Source organism: Clostridium sp. CM041 (genome assembly GCF_055081035.1).
The window spans coordinates 687,388-707,494 of the sequence record NZ_CM143648.1; the positions used below are offsets into that span (position 1 = coordinate 687,388).

Sequence of the window (20,107 nt, forward strand, 5' to 3'; positions counted from 1 at the left end):
CCGTTATTCTTTTTCCCTACACTCATCAATTAAGTGTTCATTTTTCCAGCTTCACATTATTGCTCATAATCTTATAGTTCAACTGTGGTTCCCGTACTAAAATATTGCAACCGTTCTCCCAGTTTCTCTTTCAATACCTTATAAGCAGGATTACCAGTACAATGACCAGTATATATATGCTTTACATTCAAATCAAATAGTCGTTTTCCTAATGCTCTAACCTCTTCCGGTTTTCCACTCATAGACTTGGTGCCTATAATCCCCATTAAATGAAAACCACCGATTATAGCCAGAACTTCCTTTCCGTTGAACGTTTCCATTACCTCTTCAATAATGTTATCAACGCCCCCGTGACAGCAACTATTTAGAATAACTAAACCGTTCTCTACTTCAAACACCAAACTTTGTTCATGCTGAAAATCATCGGTAACAAATCCTTTTTCTGTTTTTCGATACATATGTGCTTTCTTCCCCCGTGCTGCTAGCCCAATCGTTTTATGAGAAATTAACCATACACCTTCATCAATTTCATAATCTCCATCTACAAAGACAAATCGGTCACTATATGTATCTAAAATGCCTCGTGGAATACCATTATATATTTTAATCAATCCTAGTTTGGCATAATACAGTTCCCTTGCTGCGCTTTGGAGATATACTTTTGCTTTACTGTTTTCAGAAAAAAATCCAACATATCCACCAGAGTGGTCATAATGACAATGTGATAACGCAGCAGTATCAATATTTTTTAAATCTATGCCTAGTTTATTGGCATTATTCTGGAACTTATTTGATGCACCAGTATCTAAAAGATACTGTTTTCCATTGTATTCGATATGAACAGCAAGTCCATGTTCCCCACTCAAATTACCAGTAGCTTTATTTTCAATAAGTGCCGTTAGTTTCATTACACACCTCCATATACACTTAATAAAGTAAACCCATATCATTAGGTATGGGTTTACTTGTGACTACTTAGAAGCATATTGTGACCTAATTCTGCCTATTATTTACAATTTCTATAGCTGCTTTACCTGTTATATGTTCGATTTTGATTTCAAGTAAACATACTCTATTCCATTCACTTTCAATTTCTCGCTGTCCTTCTTCAATATAGTCAGGTGAATACTTTTCAACTAAACTTTCAATGGCATATCTCCTCTCGTCATCTTCTGTAAGAATCCTTGCTCTACCAAAAACAGACACACTACGAAAATGGGTAGTAAAAGTTTTTTGTATTACTTCGTCTTTTTCTATGACACAAAATGTCACCTTATCATTCCTTTTTATGCTGTCAATCTTATGCCCTTCTTTTGCACCATGAAAAAAGAGTTTTCCGTCTTTATAAGCATAACTTACGGGAACGGTATATGGGTAATCATCATCGCCTGTTACACCTAAAACTCCAGATGTGCACTCTTGTAGAATTTCAATTGTTTCTTCTTTGGACAATAACTGCTTTTTTCTTCTCATTTCTCTGAACATAATTACACCCCTCTATAATTCTTTCATTATTATTAAGCCCTTGTTTTTATTACGTTTCCTCAATAAATATTATCATTAATTCATAAATTTTCATAGCACCGCAATATTTTATAAATTTATCATAAAATATATATTTAATCATATCATAATTATTAAAGCTAATAGACTGTATTTTGCTTGAACCTGATATTGAAATACTCCTATTAACCTCTTTTCAAATGTAATGACTAACAAAACTTATTAGAAATATAACCGTCCTATGATATATATCGACTTAAAAAATTAAAAAACAAGGTTATTTTAGAAATTGTATTGCTATATTTTTGTAAGATGTAACTGTGAAAGCAAAAACCCTACGTAAATGTATACGGGGTACGGCAACGATTCGTGCAAAAAACAGCCACAAGACAGCATTTTCGATGAACTATAAATCAAAAATGGAACTACTATTTTGTGGCTGTTATGACGTACTATGAATAGGTTTGGATTCAGATGTTGAGCCGCTAAAAACTATCACCATAAGTATATGCTTAAATGATGATAGCCACTAAAGTTGCTCAATTTCTGAAACAAGCTAAAGAACGATGCCGCGTTTCCACTACTATGGAGATTCAATCTTTTCCCTCTTTCTGAAATTTTCTTTAACACTAAGAGTATTAACTTTAATTTCCACAAATGCATCTTAAATCATTCTAAGCCTTGATTATTTTCTAAAAATAGACGTAATTTCCCCCTCCCCTAAATAAAAACTTTATGCTATTTTATTTATTCCTCCTGGTGGCGAATAATTTTGGCGATTTAATTTCTCTTTTGTAATCATTTTACCTTTACCACAGCAAGAACAGATATTTATATCTATCCCTGTCAGCTTTAAAAGAAGCTCCGCTGCACTTAACTTAACTTCTAAATTTTTATTTTCTATTGTTCCTGTAAGTTCTTTGCATTTTTGAAGCTTAGTTGACCTATTTCTATTGCTTAATATTCCATAATGTCTAATTTTAACAAACTTTCTTGGTAAAACATGCATGAGAAATCTTCTAATAAATTCATCTACTGTAAGTGTCATAAACTTTTCTTTATTATGGTCTTTATAATCTCTCCATTTAAATGTTACATATCCATTTTCTAAATTTACAATTCGATGATTAGATATCGCTACTCTATGAGTATATCTACCAAGGTATTCAAGTACGTACTCCGCACTCCCAAAAGGAGGTCTACAATATACAATCCATTCTTTTTTATATAACTTATCTATGAAGCTCTGAAATATATGTTTCTTTGTTAATTCCTCAATTCCTGTAGTATATTTAAGTGCATTACTATAATAAGCTCTTTTAAGGTAAAATAAAAATTTACCTCTAAATTTTCTTGAAAGCACTTTCACTGGGATAAAGAAATCTTTTTTTGAATTTATCCATCGGTTACCATCTAAAGTTAATCCGCCACTAGGAACTATGCAATGTACGTGTGGATGATTCATTAAATTTTGACCCCACGTATGCAAAATTGCCATAAATCCAATTTCTGCTCCTAAATGTTTTTTATCACTTGAAAGTTCAAGTAGTGTTTCAGAAACAGATTTAAATAGAATAGAATACATTTCCTTTTGATTTGTTAATGTTATATAGTTAAGCTCTTCAGGAATAGTGAAAACTACATGAAAATACCCTACGGATAATAAATCCTCTTTTCTTTTTTCAAGCCATCTTTCCTTGGCTAAAGTTTGGCATTTAGGACAATGCCTGTTTCGGCAGGAATTATAAGAAACCCTAACATGCCCACATTCATCACATTCGTCTACATGACCACCAAGCTCTGCTGTTCTACAAGCTTCAATATCTATCATAGTTTTTAAAATATTCAGCGGAAGCTGATGAGTTCTCCTATATTCATCACCATGTTGATTGAATATATCTTGAATCTCAATCATCGTTCTCTCCTAAGAGGATATCCAACGGACTCTTTATATTAAGTAAATCCATCCTTCTAAGATGTAAATAGATAGTGGTAGTAGTAATTCGGGTATGTCCTAAAAGTCTTTGAATATAGCAGATATCCGTGCCAGCATCCAATAAGTGAGTTGCAAAGCTATGGCGAAGCGTATGGACAGTTGCATGCTTAGTGATTTTAGTTTTTTTTATAGATTTCTCGAGCATTTTCTGAACACTACGTGGACTTATAGAATCTGTACGACACTTTCCAGAAAATAAATATTCCGTAGGATGATATCTGCTCCAATACTCTCTGAGGATTTCTAAATTTGCTTTAGATAACAATGAATATCTATCTTTTTTACCTTTGCCCTCTCTAATTAATATTTGCATGTTTTTACTATCAATATCTGTTATTTTTAGGTTACAAACTTCACTAACTCTTAATCCTGCGGAGTAGACCGTCATGAGAATTGCTTTATGCTTAAGGTTTTCAGTAACATCAAAGATAGATTTAACCTCATCTGGAGATAATACAGAAGGTAATTTTGATGGTTCTTTCATCCTTGCGATTTTGTCCGAATTCCAATATCTATTTAGAGTTTTAGTATAAAAAAATTTAAGACTTGAATTAATATAATTAACTGTTCCTTCACTTAATTTTTTTTTAATGATACAATAATGTAGATAGTCACAAATTTCTTTTTCACCTAAATACTTTGGTGATTTGTTGTAAAATTTAGCAAAGTTACTAACGTGATTGATATAGCTTTTTATAGTCATTGGACTATAACCCCTTAGTTCCATATTCATTTTCATTTTTTCTCTTAATTCTGACATAAATAATAACACTTCCTTATTTTTTATTTCGACAATAAAAGTTTATAGGAAGTGTGTATTATAATAAAGAAGTATCTTAGTCAAATAGGATACTTCTTTCTATTTTATTTAAGTAAAAATTAAATTAATATGATTAGCACTTGTCTGCCACCGTTTTTAGCGGTTTAGTTCTCTAAAAAGAGTGTGAACTAATATGCTCAAAATATAAGTATGTTTATATATTTTATGTTTATAAATTGTTAAGGATTTTGTTTGTTATCTCCATACAAATTCTTGCGGATTCATTGCAACATTACTTATTCCATCAAATATTTCTCTCCTATAACCCATAAAATCTACTACTAAATAACTCTGTTCACTTTCCTTTACCATTAGTTGCATATAGGCTGCCTGTACATTTTTTTGCTTCTTCAAATATTCAATTAGATTATTACACCTTCAAAATGATCCATTTCATGTTGAATTATTTGTGCTGTAAACCCATTAAACACTTGCTTTTGCTTATTAAAATTTCTATCAAGATACTCCACCTCTATCATTTCATATCTCTTCATTTTTCTAAAGCCAATTAAAGATAAACAACTCTCTTCTGTTTCATAAAGCTTTTCTTTTTTTAATATAACTGGATTTATCATAGGCACAATAAGGTTGTCTACAGTAAATACCAATATACCGGAGTTCGTCAACATAGTTGTCGTAATTTTTATTTTTAACCTTTTTATGAAGATGCCTTCTCTATACAAACAAGCTCTTCTTCCTTTATCGGATTTAATGCCACATATTTTGGCAAATCCCAATTTCTGATTTCCCTACTCCACCTTTCAGGATGATTCCTCTTTGCCATTTCATACACTTTTTTTCTATTCTCTATGATATTTTTATCTAAACTATAGTGGCGCTGGTATGGGGTCAAATATTTGATGCCACTATGCATATGAACATGGTTGTACCAGTAAACAAACCTAGCCACCCATTCTCTTGCGTCAGCAATGCTTACAAAACCAGCATTAGGGAATGAAGGTACATATTTCATTGTTTTGAATAATGATTCCGAGTAAGGGTTGTCATTGCTCACTCTAGGCCTTGAAAAGGAACTCTGAACCCCTAGTTTTTCTAATGTAGCAAGGAAAGTTGCAGCTTTCATAGGACTTCCATTATCAGAGTGAAGTATAAGAGGCTTACCTGATATTTTCTGAGAAAGAATGGCGCGTTTAACAAGGAGTTGGGCATACTCTGCATTCTCTGTTTCCCAAACTTCATAACCAACAATCATACGGCTGAACATATCTAGTATCAGGTATAGCTTAAAGTATAGACCTTTCACAGAGCCGTCGAGCCAGGTTATGTCCCACGTCCAAACTTGGTTTTGTGCGGTTGCTATGTGGGTAGGCGGAACCCTTTTTACAGGAGCCTTCGTCTTAAATCTATGAGTGTTTTGTTTTTCTTCTCTAAGTATTCTGTGAATCGTAGATTCTGAAGCAATGTAAATTCCCTGATCAGCAAGCTTTGGAACTATTTGTGCAGGTACTAAATCAGCATACTCGTGGCTATTTATAACCTGTAGAATCACAGCTCTTTCTTCATCACTAAGCTTGTTTTTAGGGGGATTCCTATGTACTATGGGACGTTTATCTTCCGTGGATTCTGGCGTTAGCGACCATCGTTCATAGGTCCTAGTTGATATTCCAACTTCGTTGCAGCATGGGCTCACCCGAGCACCAGCTTGCACCGCTTCATTAATCAGTTTTAAAGCTTTAATGCGATCTGAGGCACTGATTAGTCTTCCTCTTGGTCCCCCCAAATCGCATGGACGTTTTTTCTTAGTACTAAAAGTGCCGCTGTTTCGGCTAAAGCTTTTTCTTTGAATCTAAGTTCTTTTTCAATTTTTCTGACTTTATCTTTTTCTTCTTTTAGTTCAGTTTTTAATTTTTTAGGATCTTCTATGCTACCACTGTTTGCATTAATACATTGTGATTTCCAGGCTTTTATATCATCTTTGTGGGTACCTTTTCTTCTGCAATATTCACCAAGTTCTTGCTCAGTTAAAGTGGCTGCCTCAAGAACCATATGAAATTTTTCCTCTGATGTCCAATCTCCATTTTGTTTTAAAATCTTTATTCCCTCTTTTTTTTCAGCATCTTTAATCCATTTATAAATTGTACCTTTATTTATCTTTTTATCTAGCGAAACTTTAGTTATACTTTCTTTTTCGGATCCTGTTACTCTTGCAAGTACTTCTTTTCTTATTTCTTCAGGGTACCCAATTTTACTAACCATGATATATTTCTCCTCTCGTAAAGCCTCTACTGTATAGTATACTATATTTATCTCTACGACAACTATCTTAACACATAGGGATACGCTTTTTTGCTCCAATCATATTACCAGCCAATCCAACACAATGCTCTAAGTTTGCACTTAATGTATCTATTAAATCATCAATTACTACTATATCATTTTTAGTTGCCTCTTCTGATTTTTGTCCTAAAAACAATATATCTTTTACAATTGGTTTTATCATAATTTATACCTCTTTTTCAGTTATATTTTTTATAAAAAATAAGACATGATTTTAAAATATATCGTATAACCTAAGCATATTAAATAAATTTGCTTGACTATATCCTTTCCCATAATTAGCTATAAGTTCTTCACTTAATACACATCCTTAACTCAAAAAAATTATAACATAAACCAATGACACTTTTAATATCATTGGCTTATTTATTAAGAATATAAGCATGAATGGTAATAGATCCAATCTTAGAGATATACCTTACTATCTTCTACTCTGTACCCGACAAATCGTATAGTTGTTCAGCGCAATTTTGGTTAGATCCTTGTGTTGACTCTGTTGAAGAAGGTGTGGTATTTTAAATATCCCTATGTTCCAAAGTTTTGATTTTCACTCCTCTAGGTAGAGCCCTCATAACCACCTTTTCCCATGGGGTTCCTATTACTTGGTCCATGACAGCTATTGCTCCACGGTCATCCTTAGTTCTAATTAATCTGCCACAACCTTGTTTTAACTTCAATCCCATTTCAGGGTAATCAACGGTTATAAGTGGATTCATTCCCTCTTCTTCTGCTTCTTTGCGCCTCATTTCAATCAAAGGGTCTAATGAAGGAAAGGGAAGCTGCCAAACTACAACGAGAGATAAAGACTCCCCAGGCACATCAATTCCCTCCCAAAAGGTAGAACCTACTAATACAGATGTAACTTCCGCACGAAACTTTTGGACAAGATATCCTCGCTCACCTTTATCCTCCCATAAAACTTCAAAAGGTAGCTCATAGCCACTAATTTCTTTTCTTATTTTCCTAACTTCCTTCAAAGAGTTAACAAGTATCAACGCTCTTCCTCCATTCTCTTTCAGCAAACATAGTAATTGTTTGATTTTGCGTGAAAACTTGGCACTGGAAGTAGCCTCAAAGGATGGCTGATGTAAATAAACCACCACCTGTTCCTCAATATCAAAGGGACTCCCAACCGTTGATATTGCTGGATCTTTTAAGCCAAGAGTCCTCATAAGGTAACCAAAATCCCCCTTATCACTTAAAGTTCCTGAAGTAAACACCACAGGCAATTTTTTCAAAAATAAATGTTTATCTAGCATATTGCTCAAATTCCGAGGAACTACCCAAAAGCTGCCGTCTGCCCTATCTACCCAAGTAATAACCTCTCTACCTTTATCCCTACCAAACCTAGCTAAGGCTGTAATTGATAGTTCTATTTGAATTTCAAAGGTATGTAACGTGCTTTCCGGTAGCGCGTCTATGTATAGCTCTTCCTCTATTTGCATCTCTAAGAGCAACCGATCTAGTGCCTTATGAAAAGTATCAGCTGCTTTCAGAAGTATATCATCGGTGCGAACCGCCAGACGCTCTGATTGCTCATCATCTATTACGTTTTGATTAAGTTTTTCGAAAAAGTTAGAAGTGGCCTGGTCCAAGGCAATTGCACTTACAACCAGTGAAGTTCTTGCTCCCTGGATTTCCTCTATCGAAAGGATAATATTATCAATATCCTCTTTATGAATTTGTCTTCCAGCACCCATGGCTGCCGGCAGTATGACTTTATGCCCTTCATCAAAAATCACCAGCGAGTAATCTGGAAGCATAGGCATTTTACCGTCTGCAATTCTTTCATCCCTTGTCCAGAGGTCCTGAAAAAAGATATTATGATCAGCGATAATTAAATCCTTGGAAGATCTGTAATGTTCCCTTACCTTAACAAGCTTACAAAAGCCTCTTCTGGGACAGGCATCACAGGGCATAGTCTCATCCCATCCAATCTGTCTCCATACACTATCGGATATATGCGGCATTTCTGAGCGTTCACCTTTTGTAGTCCTGGCTAACCATTGATTAATCTCGTCAGAGGCTGTCGCATCGCCAAACATTCCCCCTATTCCACTAACTCTCTCATCACAAACATACTGACGAGGATCCTTTGCCATTGGCGCATCTATTTCTAATCCCAGTATTCGGGAAAGTGTTTGAATATCTCCCTTTGGCCCTGCCAGCTGTTCCTGAAGTGCTGTTGAGGCACATGCAATTACTACAGGTTTTCCACTAAAACCAGCGTAGGCAATTGCAGTGAGTAAGTAGGCGAATGTCTTTCCGGTACCGACCTCAGCCTCAGCCAGATGAACTTTTTTATTACAAACTGCATCAGCAAGCTGAAAAGCAGTATATATTTGCTCATCACGTATCTCATATCCGTGTTCCGGAAGAATATCGTAAAAAACATCGCCAATCCAATCCATCAACTTACTTGGAAACTCTTTTTTTGTTTTATAATCAAAGGTGGGTCCTATTTTCTTATACAAAATTTTATCCTCCTGTTAACCTATGGAATACCATAGAAAATATTATGCGAAAATTTACTGTCAGTTATGTACATGCACATAGTTTTTCTTTATATACTAAACATAAACACCCTTACATTCTAAACTTTTTCAATAAGTATTATAACATTAACAATGGAGAAAAAATTACCTCTTTTAATAATTCTAATTTATATTACATAAAATCTAGTCACTTTCCTGGGATTGCATAAACAAGAAATAGAGTATTTACTACTAATACTATGCGATAATAGAAACGTGTATTGAATACAATAATCATGGAAAATTGCATAACAAAAAAAATAACAACTTTCGCTATTTTTATTGTACTTATGATAGTAGGCGGATATATACTTACTTTCACCTCAAAGTCGATCCCAATACCAGATACTGATACTCCCACGCCTAAAGGCATGGGGTTCTTAGATAGATCATTATCCCAATGGATAAATTAACGATAGTTTAAAGGCTCATATCAAAACCTATTAAATTTTTTATTAATTTTTTTTAAATTCCCATACTTGATATTTTTTTATTATTACTGCTTAATAATCTATTAATTTCTTTATCATGCAAATGTTTAAAATTATCATAAGTTCCAAAACATAAATCTCTATCTATTTCTTCTAAATTTTCTTTTACATTCATTATTAAAAAACTACTATATAAGACTCTTTGAATTTTAATTTCTTTATTGTCGACATTGAATGTGTTCCAACGTTCACTTAATTCTTTTTTATTATACTTCTCATCAAAATGGTTGTATTGTGATGCTTTTATTTTATAAGTATTAACTTTATATAATTCAGTATTATTCCACTTTAATTTATTATCTAATATAGTTAAAAGCATACTTGGGGCTTTATTTGCTAAAGACTTTCCAAATCTTTTTTTCTTATTAAATTTTCCTGTTTTCTCGTTAACGATAGTATTTTGAGAACGTTTTTGCAATCCTTTATAGTTCATTGTTTCTACTAATATCCTATCTCCTAAACTCACTATTTTATCAGCAAAAATATTATGACTTTGCTTTCTTATATCAGCTTATTTCCTTTGAATATCTCTTAATTCATTTTGGGTTTTAATATATTTATTTGATTTAACCCATATTAATTTTGCACCATGTTTTATTGTACCATTTTCATTAAAATTATTATGATTGTTGACTCTTCTTTGTCTATCTAGTTTTCTTAATAATCTTCTTTTAATTGTTTCAATATTATTAACCTCGGGTGCTAATTCTAATAATTTAACCTCATGTTTTGAGGCAATCGCTATAGTTTGAGTACCAATATCTATTCCAACATTACCCTTTCCAATACTATTTTTAACTTCCCCAGTTTCTTTATTATATTTCAAAGGTGGAACTCCCTCTAATATTAATTGAATATAATATTTGTACTTTCCACGAATAAATTTTCTAACTATTCTACAATATTTAACTTCGTTTAATAGCGAAATTTCTGCATATTCATCGTTGTTTTTAACAATAGGATTGATTTTAAGCCCATTCCAAATTAATTGATTATCTTTAAATCTAATCCCCGTTCCATTGGACTTCCCTTCAACACTGTTCATTTCTCCATATTTCTTAAAACAAACCTTATTTGCCGTATGGAACATTAATCCTTGAAATGCACTAAAACACCTTGAAGCTATTTTTTGAGTGGTGAAGCTATCTACATTACTTTTAAAATGTTTTTGAATAGGTTTTACAAATTTATGAAGTGAATACTCCGTCAAACTATATTTTTTATTTAATTCATTAAATTGTTTATTACGTTCTTTTCCTTTAGCCATTTTAACGACTTTCTTATATTCCTTAGACTGTCTCATATAATTATATCTTTTATATAATTCACCTAAACAGCTATTATATATATTACTACTTATCTCTAATCTCTTATCTAAAATATCTTCTTGATATTTTTCTGTATCTAGTTTTAATGTTAAATTATAATTTGACACAATATTCACCTCCTAATTATATCTTGTTTTTTGATTTTCTACATATTTTTTCACCGTTTCACTACTCACATTTCCCGCAGTTGATATAAAATAACTTCTAGTCCATAAGCTAGGCATCTTCTTTAATTCAATAAATTCGTCTCTCAAAACTCTACTTGTTGCACCCTTTATTTTTTGCATAATATCAGAGGGACTTAATGTTGGCATACAATTCAAAAACATATGAGTATGGTCTTTATCACATTCTATAGCAATGATTTTAATTTCCAACTCGTCACATATAACTTTGACCATATGCTTAAATCTTTCTTCCACACTAGGTATTAAAAATATTTTTCTTCTATATCTTGGGCAAAATATAAAATGATAATTAATTAATGACATGGTTGTTTTAGTTGTTCTATATTTATTTTCCATAATTAAAGTATATCTTAAAGCGTGTATATTATCAATGATAATATACACGCTTAAAATTTAATTTCTTATGCTATCCATCCCACACCTCAAGGAGTGGGCTTTCCGCACAAATTCATTGTAAATTTAATCGCACCATAATTACATCCATTATTTGACTTTACTGTTATAATATTATTAGAAGGTAACTATTTCATAAATTACAATTATAATTTTAGGGGGTATTTTTTATGAACAAACCAGTAATATCGGAACATTTTAAGAAAAGGATGCCATCAGCCGTAAGAATTGGACAAATGAAATTTAATGAGCGTAAAGTTAAACCTGAGTTGGTCAACGTAGCGATTGGAAACGTTTCCCTACCAACAAATCCTGCTATGCAGAAAAGAATGTTTGCATTGGATTCACCTGAAAGCCCATTTGCAAAGGGTACTGTAAGATATTCAGGTACTGCCGGTGTAGCCGAGGCTCAGGATGCATTTAAAAACATTCTCAATTGCCAAGGGTTTGATACTAGCAAATTATTTGTTCAGGTAACCGATGGTGGATCCACTGGTATTGAGATGTTATTACTTGGTGTTTGCGGAGCTTCCGGCACTGATGATAAACCTCTTATGATGATTGACCCAGCCTATACAAATTATATTTCTTTTGCAGAAAGAATTGGCCGTAAAACTGTTACAGTAAAGCGTCATTTAGACGATGATGGTAAGTTCAGCCTTCCAGAACTAGACAAAATTGAAGAATCTATTAAAAAGAATAATCCCGGGGCACTTCTTGTAATCCCTTACGACAATCCTACAGGGCAGCTCTACGACTATGCAACTCTTAAAGAACTTGCTAAAATATGCGTAAAATATAATATGTGGATGATTAGCGATGAAGCTTATCGTGAACTATATTATGTTAACAGTGACCTCATAAGTATCTGGGGAATCACTGATGCAGATGTACCTGGCATAGAGGGCAGAAGAATAAGTCTCGATACCGCATCAAAGATATGGAGTGCCTGTGGTTTAAGAATAGGGGCTTTAATCACTGATAATGAAGAGTTCCATACTCAATCAGTAGCTGAATATACTGCTAACCTTTGCGCCAATGTAATAGGTCAGTATATCTTCGGAGCACTAGCTCATGAAAGCAAAGAACAGCTTGATGAATGGTGTATAGGACTCCGTGAGTATTACAAAAAACTCTTGTTTAAATTCTATAGTTGTATGAAGAAACTGGACCCAGGTCTTATTGTTTCTAGCCCTGATGCAGCTATATACTCAGTAGTTGACGTTAGAAATGTTGTAAAACCAGGATTTGATTCAATCGAATTTGTTATGTATTGTGCCCAAGAAGGCTCAGTGGATTTCCACGGAGTGGAAACAACTCTTCTGGTAGCACCTATGAAAGGTTTCTATGACATTAAACCAGGCGAATCTAATCCAGGGAGCACCCAGATGCGTATCGCATTCGTAGAAACTCCAGAAAACATGGCAAAAGTTCCTGAGTTATTCGTTAAGCTTCTAAGAAAATATGAGGGTATACGTTAATCATACTTAAATTATACACCAAAAGAAAAAAGAGCCATCTCGCAATAGAAATTACTTTCTATTTTGAGATGGCCCTTTTTATATGTTTTTCTTACTTATAAAGTTTGTATTTCATAACTGCCTAAGGAACATTCAAGTAAATAACAGGTCAGTATGACTTTCTCCGGAAGTGACTTGCAATAAGAAGAGCAGAAACATTGAAATTTTATTTAGAAATTCTTGTTTTGCTAATATTAAATTCTCGTGAGCCTGACAGGAAGTCAGGCTAGCGAACCGGCAGGACGCCGAATGTGAGTGCCAGAGAATTTAATATTTGCGAAACACTAGAATTTCTTAATGAAATTTCACGTTTCAATCTCTTATTGCAAGTCACGCAGGAGAAAGTTATACAGATACACTATTTCTTTTTTTATTATATCAGTTTTAAATAGATAATTCCCCTATTTTCATAGCACTTTCCAAGCTTTTAGCAGATGCTATAAACCCTGCTTTGTGACAAAAAATAGCATCATCTATTTTAAGTATAGAATTTATTTCCTCACTTGATTTTCCTCTAATCGATTCTAATAAATCTTTTCTTGCTTCAAAAGTATCAACGGATTTCTTTACAGTTTGAATCTTATACTCTGCATTATTATCATTTGGAGAAATAACAAACAATATTTCATTATTTATATCTATTTTAAGTAACTGTTTAAGCCAAGGGCAACCGGTTTTTAAAACCATTATTTCGTTAGTCTTTCTATTTTGAAAGGCTTCATCTACTATTACCCTTGCTTTTATAACAGAAACTTGTCTGCTTATTATTCTTTTTATAACCTCAGTAGCATACCGGACGGCTTCTTCGAATGCCTCCTCTTTTGAATCATCAGAATCCCATGCAGGATTAAAACTTTGGATTATATCACTTATTGTAGTTACATTAATTTCTGATTTTATATCTATTCCATTATCTGTAGCATCAATACCCTGAACTAAATTTTTATCAACACAATCAAAAATGGATCTTATGTCCTCTTCATCAAATTCAGAATTAAACTTTTGTATTACTCTTGACCCAAACTCTCTCCAAACCAAACCACAAGCAGCATATGGAACATCGTTTTCTCTTATTTCTTTGTCTAATTGGTGATGGTCGAATTCTCCAAAGCCTATGTCATAAACAAAATCTAAAGTTCTAAGTATATTCTCATCCCTTGTTCTTGTTACCTTTATATCACCTAGTAGTAGACTAAGTATAGCTGTAGCCATAACATCATCTGCATGAAATTTCCCGTTATGTGTTCCTAAAGTTTTAATATTCTTTTCATTAATCATAATTTACCTCTTTTATATTTATTATAATTTACTAATATCCGCAATATATTCTACAATTTCATCATCACTGCTAAAATCATCTTTATTAATCCAAGTTACTCTTGGATCTTTTCTAAACCAGGTAAGCTGCCTTTTAGCATAATTCCTACTTCCTTGTTTAATCATTTCTATAGCTTCATTTAAAGATATTTCACCATTTAAATAGTATAGCACTTCTTTATATCCTATACCCTTCATTGACTGCATATCTGAATTGTAGCCCATTTCTTTTAATTTTATAACTTCATCTATTAATTTATTTTCAAACATTATATCTACGCGTTGATTTATTCTACTATACAATTTTTGTCTATCCATATTTAGTACAAAATAATGTACATTATAAGGAATATCCAAAATGTTTTGCTCCGATTTAAACTCACTCATAGGTTTACCACTTACTTTGTACACTTCTAAAGCTCTAATAACTCTCTTTAAATCATTAGGATATAGTTTATTGTAAGATTCCTCATCAATATCTTTAAGTAAGCTATGTACATATTCGTTTCCTTTTTCATCTGAAAGTTTTGTAAGATACTCTCTATACTCTTCATCTTTGTTGGTACGCGCAAAGCTATAGTTGTATATTAACGAATTTATGTAAAACCCAGTTCCACCAACTAGCATTGGGAGTTTATTTTTATTACTTATATCTTCAATAGCACTTTCAGCTCTTTCTTTAAACTCAGACACACTAAACTCTTCACTAGGCTCTATTATATCTATTAGATGATGAGGAACTCCCCTCATCTCCTCGAATGAAATCTTAGCAGAACCAACATCCATACATTTGTATATTTGCATTGAATCTGCTGATATGATCTCTCCCTTTAGCTTTTGCGCAAGTTTTATAGAGATTTCTGTTTTACCTACAGCTGTAGGGCCTGCTAAAATAAATAAATCTTTCATGTTTCCACCTTTTTTCTATTGTATTCTTTTAAATCTTTTTTCAAGTTCATTAAGTGTAACTTTTATTATTGTAGGTCTTCCATGGGGACAAGTAAAAGGTTCATCAATATATCTTAAATCATCAATTAATTTGTTCATTTCAAGCTCTGTTAGCTGATTATTTGCTTTTACAGCTGCTTTACATGCCATAGATGCTATACGATTATATTTAACTTCTACAGTTTTACCGCTGCCCATGTTTTTTAAATTATCTAATATTTCATTAAAGAGATTTTTAATATCCGGTTTACCAAGTATTATTGGAACTTCCCTAATACTTATTGTGTTTTCACCAAATTCAATAATGTCAAAACCAGAATTTTTAAACACTGCTTCATTTTCAATATAATAAGTGTAATCATCTTGATTAAGCTCTATTACTATTGACGTAAGTAAAATTTGGGATAGCACCTCGGAATTTGTAATTTCTTTTTTATATTTTTCAAATAATACTTTTTCATGAGCTGCATGTTGGTCAATTAGGTAAAGCTCATTATATACCTCACCTAAAATATAGGTTTTATTGAATTGTCCTATAATTCGAAGCTCTGGAAACTTTGAAATTTTAGAAACTTCATTTGGTGATGTGATTTCACCCGTCTCATAATTAATTATATTACTATCTTTAACATTCTCACTTACCCGCGCGATTTGTAACTCATTAGTAGCTTCACTACCATAATTACTTGTAACTTTTAGATCACTCACATTTGTATAAGATGATTCTTTAAAATTATCCGTTTCATTGTTTAATGTTTTATAATTAAAATCTATTGGGATTTGAACACTCTTTTCTAGTTCTTCCCTATCCTTTTCACCTATTACCGTCCTGTTAAAATCATAAATTTCTTTTCTTAAGGTGTTTTCTTCAATTTCTTTCTCACTGCTATTTGCTTTATCGCCTTCTGGTATATCAAAATTGCCTCTTAAACTATCAGCAATTGCTGTATGCACTGCGTCAAAAACAATTTTAAATACAGCTTTATCCTCCTGAAATTTAATTTCAGTTTTTTGTGGATGAACATTTATATCTATATACTCAGGGAAAATATCTAAAAATATAACAAAGAAAGGAAATTTATGAACAGTCAAAAAAGATTTAAATGCATTTTCGACGGCCGCTGTAATTAGACCACTTTTAATATACCTTTTATTAACAAAAATACTTTGCCTATTTCGGCTACCACGACTTATCTGTGCATTACCAATATATCCATGAACAGACATTATATCGTTATACCTTTCAAAACTAGTAATATTATCTACAACTTCTTTACCATATATATATCTAATAGTATCGCAAAGATTTGTAGAGCTATATGTAGACAAAACCTTTTTACTATTATTTAGTAGTTTAAAGGAAATCTCATTGTTAGCTAATGCAAGCCTGCCTATAATATCTGATATTAAAGCTGATTCTCTTTGAGGCGTTTTTAAAAATTTTTGCCTTGCAGGAACATTAAAAAACAGATCCTTAACTTCTATTGTTGTACCAACATTACATCCCACTTCTTTAACGTAGAGTATATCTCCTGATGACTGAGATATCTCTTTGCCAAATGAGGATTCTTCAGTTCTACTATTTAGTAAAGTATGAGATACAGACGCAATACTTGGTAATGCCTCTCCTCTAAACCCTAACGTATGTATTTTATAAATATCTTCAACATATTTTATTTTACTAGTAGCATGAGGCAAAAAAGCCTTTTCTATATCATCTATATGTATTCCAGTGCCATCGTCAGTTATCTTTATGGTTTTTTGACCACCATCAACGATTTCTATGCTAATATTTTTAGCACCAGCATCTATACTGTTTTCCACGAGCTCCTTGACTACAGACGACGGCCGCTCTACAACCTCACCTGCAGCAATTTTATTGGAAGTTTCAACTTCTAACATATTAATTCTCATGACAACTCACATCCTTAGCTATTTTTATAGCCCCCGCCTATCACTATAGCAACTTAGCCCTATTAACTAGATCGTATAGCTTATTAAACCCATCCATAGGTGTTAGATTAAGGATATTTATATTTTTAATTTCCTTTAACATATTATCCTTTTCTATGTCTGTAAAATTAATTTGAGTAATTTCATCGTTTTCTATCTTCGGTACATAAGTTACAGCCGCTTCTTTCGCCACAATATTTTCAATATCTTTTTTATTATTAGCTTTATTAGGTCGTTTAATTTCCGAAAATTTATTGCTTCTTAAGTCAATTTCCGTAGTATTGTTAAGATTCTCTAGTGACGCTAGAATTTCATTTGCCCTATTTATTACATCCTCTGGTAGACCTGCAAGCTTTGCAACCTCTATTCCATAGGATTCATCAGCTCCACCGGGAACAATTTTCCGAAGGAATACAATTTCATTTTCAATCTTTTTTACAGCTACAGAATAATTTTTAACACCCTTAATCATACCTTCAAGTTTTGTTAACTCGTGATAATGGGTAGCAAACAAAGTTTTACTCCTTAAATTAGAATTCTTACAAATATACTCAATTACTGACCAGGCAATACTTAGTCCATCATAAGTACTAGTACCACGTCCTACCTCATCAAGTAAAACTAAACTTTTATTTGTTGCATTTTCTAATATATTGGATACTTCCCACATCTCAACCATAAAGGTACTTTTACCCGCAGCAAGATCGTCTGAAGCTCCTATTCTCGTAAATATCTTATCACATATGGATATATCTGCATCTATGCAGGGAACAAAACTTCCTATTTGAGCCATAATAGTTATTAATGCGACTTGACGCATATAGGTGGATTTACCCGCCATATTGGGTCCAGTTATTAGTAGTAATTGATTATCCACAGCATCCATGCATGTGTCATTTTCAATGAAAGTATTTGTAGGCATCATTTTTTCAACTACAGGATGTCTCCCACCTTTTATATTAAAAATACCCTTAGTATTTATTTTAGGCTTGGTATAATTATTTTCAAGGGCAATTGTAGCTAGGGAACTTAAACAATCAATTTCTGATATTAACTTTGCAGTATTTTTCATTCTTTCTATGTGTTTTTCAATTTCTTCTCGAATACCTGTAAATACCTCATATTCGATATTGACTAATTTTTCTTGTGCTCCTAAAATTTTCTCTTCCATTTCCTTAAGTTCAGGAGTAATGTATCTCTCCGCGTTAGACAAGGTTTGTTTTCTTATGTACCTTCCCTCCGGAATTGACCCAATATTTAATTTGGTTACTTCAATAAAATAACCAAACACTCTGTTATACCCTACTTTTAATGACTTTATTCCAGTTATTCTTTTTTCATCATTTTCTAATGTAGCAATCCATTCTTTGCCATGGGCCTTAGCTTGCCTTAGCTCATCTATTTCACTATTAAAGCCTTCCTTAATAATATTTCCCTCTTTAATAGAAATAGATGGATTTACAATAATAGAATTATCTAAAGTATTGTATATATCTTGCAAATCATCTAAGTTTAAATATATTTTTTTCGTTAATTTACTATTAAGTCCTGCTAAAATGGATTTAACCCTTGGTATTTTTCCTATAGAATTTTTAAGAGAAATCATTTCTTTTGCATTAACATTCTTTGAAGAAATTTTCCCTACAAGTCTTTCTATATCATAAATATCCACCAGCACATCTTTTAAATCTTCGTGGAAGGTAGTATTACCTTTTAGTTCTTCTACGGCCTCTAATCTTTCATCTATTAAGCTCTTGCTTATTAAAGGTTGATCTAACCATTTACGGAGCCTTCTAGCTCCCATGGCAGTATTAGTTCTATCTAATACCCAAAGCAAAGAGCCCTTCTTAGTTTTATCTCTTAAAGTTTCCGTGAGTTCTAAGTTTCTCCTAGAATTTGCATCTAAACTTACATAATCTAAAATATCATAATATTCTATAGTATCTATGTGAGAAAGTGATTTTTTTTGTGTATCCATAATATAACTAAGCAATCCTGAAATGCTGCTAATTAAAGTTTGTGTGAATGTATTCTCACAAAAGTTATGAAACTGATTTGTAATTAAACTTTCGTCTTTCAGGGTAAAATACTCATTTGGGTAAGACGAATACAAAACATTAAATCTTCCTTTTATAGCGCGCAGTATCTCCTCAGATATATCCTCTGACACAATAATTTCTTTTGGATTAAACTTTGAAATTTCATCTAATATAGCAACAATGTTAAATTTAGTACCTGTGCAAGTAAATTCACCAGTTGATACATCACAAAAACACACTCCACAGAAGTTAATTTTTCTGTCAATGTAAATGCTCATAATATAGTTATTTTTAGTTTCTTCTAAAAAACCGGAATCAGTGTAAGTTCCCGGCGTAATTATTTTAATAATATCTCTTTTAACTATGCCCTTTGTAAGTGCTGGATCTTCCACTTGCTCACATATGGCAACCTTATATCCTTTTGCAATTAGCCTTCCTACATAGTTGTTGGCAGCATGGTACGGTATTCCGCACATAGGTGCTCTTTTCTCAAGGCCACAGTCACGTCCTGTGAGGACTAATTCTAATTCTTTTGATGCAACCTGCGCATCGTCAAAAAACATTTCATAAAAGTCACCTAATCTAAAAAACAATATACAGTCCTTGCACTTTTCTTTTATTTCAAAATATTGTATCATCATTGGAGTTAATGCCATTGTCATACCACCTTGCTTTCATCTGCACGTAAATAATAATTGTTAATTTTTATATAAGGGACATTCAAGTAAATAACAAGTCAGTATCCTAGTGACTTGTTATTTACTTTCATGCCCCTAATG

General features: G+C 32.6%; 16 protein-coding genes and 2 pseudogenes. 1 reads left to right on the forward strand and 17 read right to left on the reverse strand.

What is annotated here, in order from left to right; genetic code table 11:
- Nucleotides 1–71 precede the first annotated feature (71 nt).
- The 13 genes and pseudogenes from ACWJJT_RS03380 to tnpA form a co-directional block, all read right to left on the reverse strand.
- Nucleotides 72–908: an MBL fold metallo-hydrolase gene (locus ACWJJT_RS03380; RefSeq protein ID WP_220285862.1), complete on the reverse strand. Its 837-nt coding sequence runs from the start codon at nucleotides 906–908 to the stop codon at nucleotides 72–74.
- Nucleotides 909–993: 85 nt separating this feature from the next.
- A complete protein-coding gene (locus ACWJJT_RS03385) occupies nucleotides 994–1,485 on the reverse strand; it encodes a pyridoxamine 5'-phosphate oxidase family protein (RefSeq protein ID WP_220285863.1) in 492 nt (163 codons plus the stop codon).
- 751 nt (nucleotides 1,486–2,236) lie between these two features.
- Complete coding sequence (locus ACWJJT_RS03390; RefSeq protein ID WP_462955275.1) at nucleotides 2,237–3,418, reverse strand: IS91 family transposase; 1,182 nt, start codon at nucleotides 3,416–3,418, stop codon at nucleotides 2,237–2,239.
- Nucleotides 3,411–4,259 carry a site-specific tyrosine recombinase/integron integrase gene (gene xerA / locus ACWJJT_RS03395; protein ID WP_462955276.1) on the reverse strand — a complete coding sequence of 283 codons (849 nt, stop codon included), beginning with the start codon at nucleotides 4,257–4,259 and terminating at the stop codon, nucleotides 3,411–3,413. The genes ACWJJT_RS03390 and xerA overlap by 8 nt, the downstream gene beginning before the upstream one ends.
- A 255-nt stretch (nucleotides 4,260–4,514) precedes the next feature.
- The gene (locus tag ACWJJT_RS03400) at nucleotides 4,515–4,673 is read right to left on the reverse strand and encodes an enhanced serine sensitivity protein SseB C-terminal domain-containing protein (RefSeq protein WP_462956051.1); all 159 of its coding nucleotides are present in this window, start codon (nucleotides 4,671–4,673) and stop codon (nucleotides 4,515–4,517) included.
- An 8-nt stretch (nucleotides 4,674–4,681) separates the two neighbouring features.
- Nucleotides 4,682–4,930 (reverse strand): annotated as a pseudogene (locus ACWJJT_RS03405) (peptide deformylase); the annotation flags it as partial.
- 47 nt (nucleotides 4,931–4,977) lie between these two features.
- A complete protein-coding gene (locus ACWJJT_RS03410; RefSeq protein ID WP_220320458.1) occupies nucleotides 4,978–6,060 on the reverse strand; it encodes an IS3 family transposase in 1,083 nt (360 codons plus the stop codon).
- Entirely contained in the window at nucleotides 6,036–6,536 is a 501-nt protein-coding gene (locus ACWJJT_RS03415; protein WP_462956012.1) for a hypothetical protein, read from the reverse strand. Before ACWJJT_RS03415 ends, ACWJJT_RS03410 begins: the two co-directional genes overlap by 25 nt.
- A 79-nt stretch (nucleotides 6,537–6,615) precedes the next feature.
- Nucleotides 6,616–6,780, reverse strand: a pseudogene (locus tag ACWJJT_RS03420) (peptide deformylase); the annotation flags it as partial.
- Nucleotides 6,781–7,132: 352 nt separating this feature from the next.
- Nucleotides 7,133–9,091 (reverse strand): ATP-dependent DNA helicase, encoded by a 1,959-nt coding sequence (locus ACWJJT_RS03425; protein WP_462956052.1) that lies wholly within the window; start codon nucleotides 9,089–9,091, stop codon nucleotides 7,133–7,135.
- Nucleotides 9,092–9,616: 525 nt separating this feature from the next.
- The gene (locus ACWJJT_RS03430) at nucleotides 9,617–10,108 is read right to left on the reverse strand and encodes a hypothetical protein (protein WP_462956053.1); all 492 of its coding nucleotides are present in this window, start codon (nucleotides 10,106–10,108) and stop codon (nucleotides 9,617–9,619) included.
- Nucleotides 10,109–10,153: 45 nt separating this feature from the next.
- Nucleotides 10,154–11,077, reverse strand: coding sequence for a nuclease/transposase family protein (locus ACWJJT_RS03435; protein WP_462956054.1), 924 nt, complete (start codon nucleotides 11,075–11,077; stop codon nucleotides 10,154–10,156).
- Nucleotides 11,078–11,089: 12 nt separating this feature from the next.
- A complete protein-coding gene (gene tnpA / locus ACWJJT_RS03440) occupies nucleotides 11,090–11,494 on the reverse strand; it encodes an IS200/IS605 family transposase (RefSeq protein WP_462956055.1) in 405 nt (134 codons plus the stop codon).
- A 227-nt stretch (nucleotides 11,495–11,721) separates the two neighbouring features.
- On the opposite strand from tnpA, the gene ACWJJT_RS03445 reads away from it, so the two are divergent.
- A complete protein-coding gene (locus ACWJJT_RS03445; RefSeq protein WP_220319520.1) occupies nucleotides 11,722–13,032 on the forward strand; it encodes a pyridoxal phosphate-dependent aminotransferase in 1,311 nt (436 codons plus the stop codon).
- Between the two features lie 423 nt (nucleotides 13,033–13,455).
- Here ACWJJT_RS03445 and ACWJJT_RS03450 read toward each other — a convergent pair whose 3' ends face one another.
- Genes ACWJJT_RS03450 through mutS form a run of 4 tightly spaced genes read right to left on the reverse strand, consistent with a single transcriptional unit; the run spans nucleotide 13,456 to nucleotide 19,984 of the window.
- A complete protein-coding gene (locus ACWJJT_RS03450; RefSeq protein ID WP_462956056.1) occupies nucleotides 13,456–14,349 on the reverse strand; it encodes an MYG1 family protein in 894 nt (297 codons plus the stop codon).
- 21 nt (nucleotides 14,350–14,370) lie between these two features.
- The gene (gene miaA, locus ACWJJT_RS03455) at nucleotides 14,371–15,297 is read right to left on the reverse strand and encodes a tRNA (adenosine(37)-N6)-dimethylallyltransferase MiaA (protein WP_462956057.1); all 927 of its coding nucleotides are present in this window, start codon (nucleotides 15,295–15,297) and stop codon (nucleotides 14,371–14,373) included.
- 15 nt (nucleotides 15,298–15,312) lie between these two features.
- On the reverse strand, nucleotides 15,313–17,250 hold the full coding sequence (mutL, locus tag ACWJJT_RS03460) for a DNA mismatch repair endonuclease MutL (RefSeq protein WP_462956058.1): 1,938 nt from the start codon (nucleotides 17,248–17,250) through the stop codon (nucleotides 15,313–15,315).
- Between the two features lie 43 nt (nucleotides 17,251–17,293).
- On the reverse strand, nucleotides 17,294–19,984 hold the full coding sequence (mutS, locus tag ACWJJT_RS03465; RefSeq protein ID WP_462956059.1) for a DNA mismatch repair protein MutS: 2,691 nt from the start codon (nucleotides 19,982–19,984) through the stop codon (nucleotides 17,294–17,296).
- Between the last annotated feature and the right edge of the window lie 123 nt (nucleotides 19,985–20,107).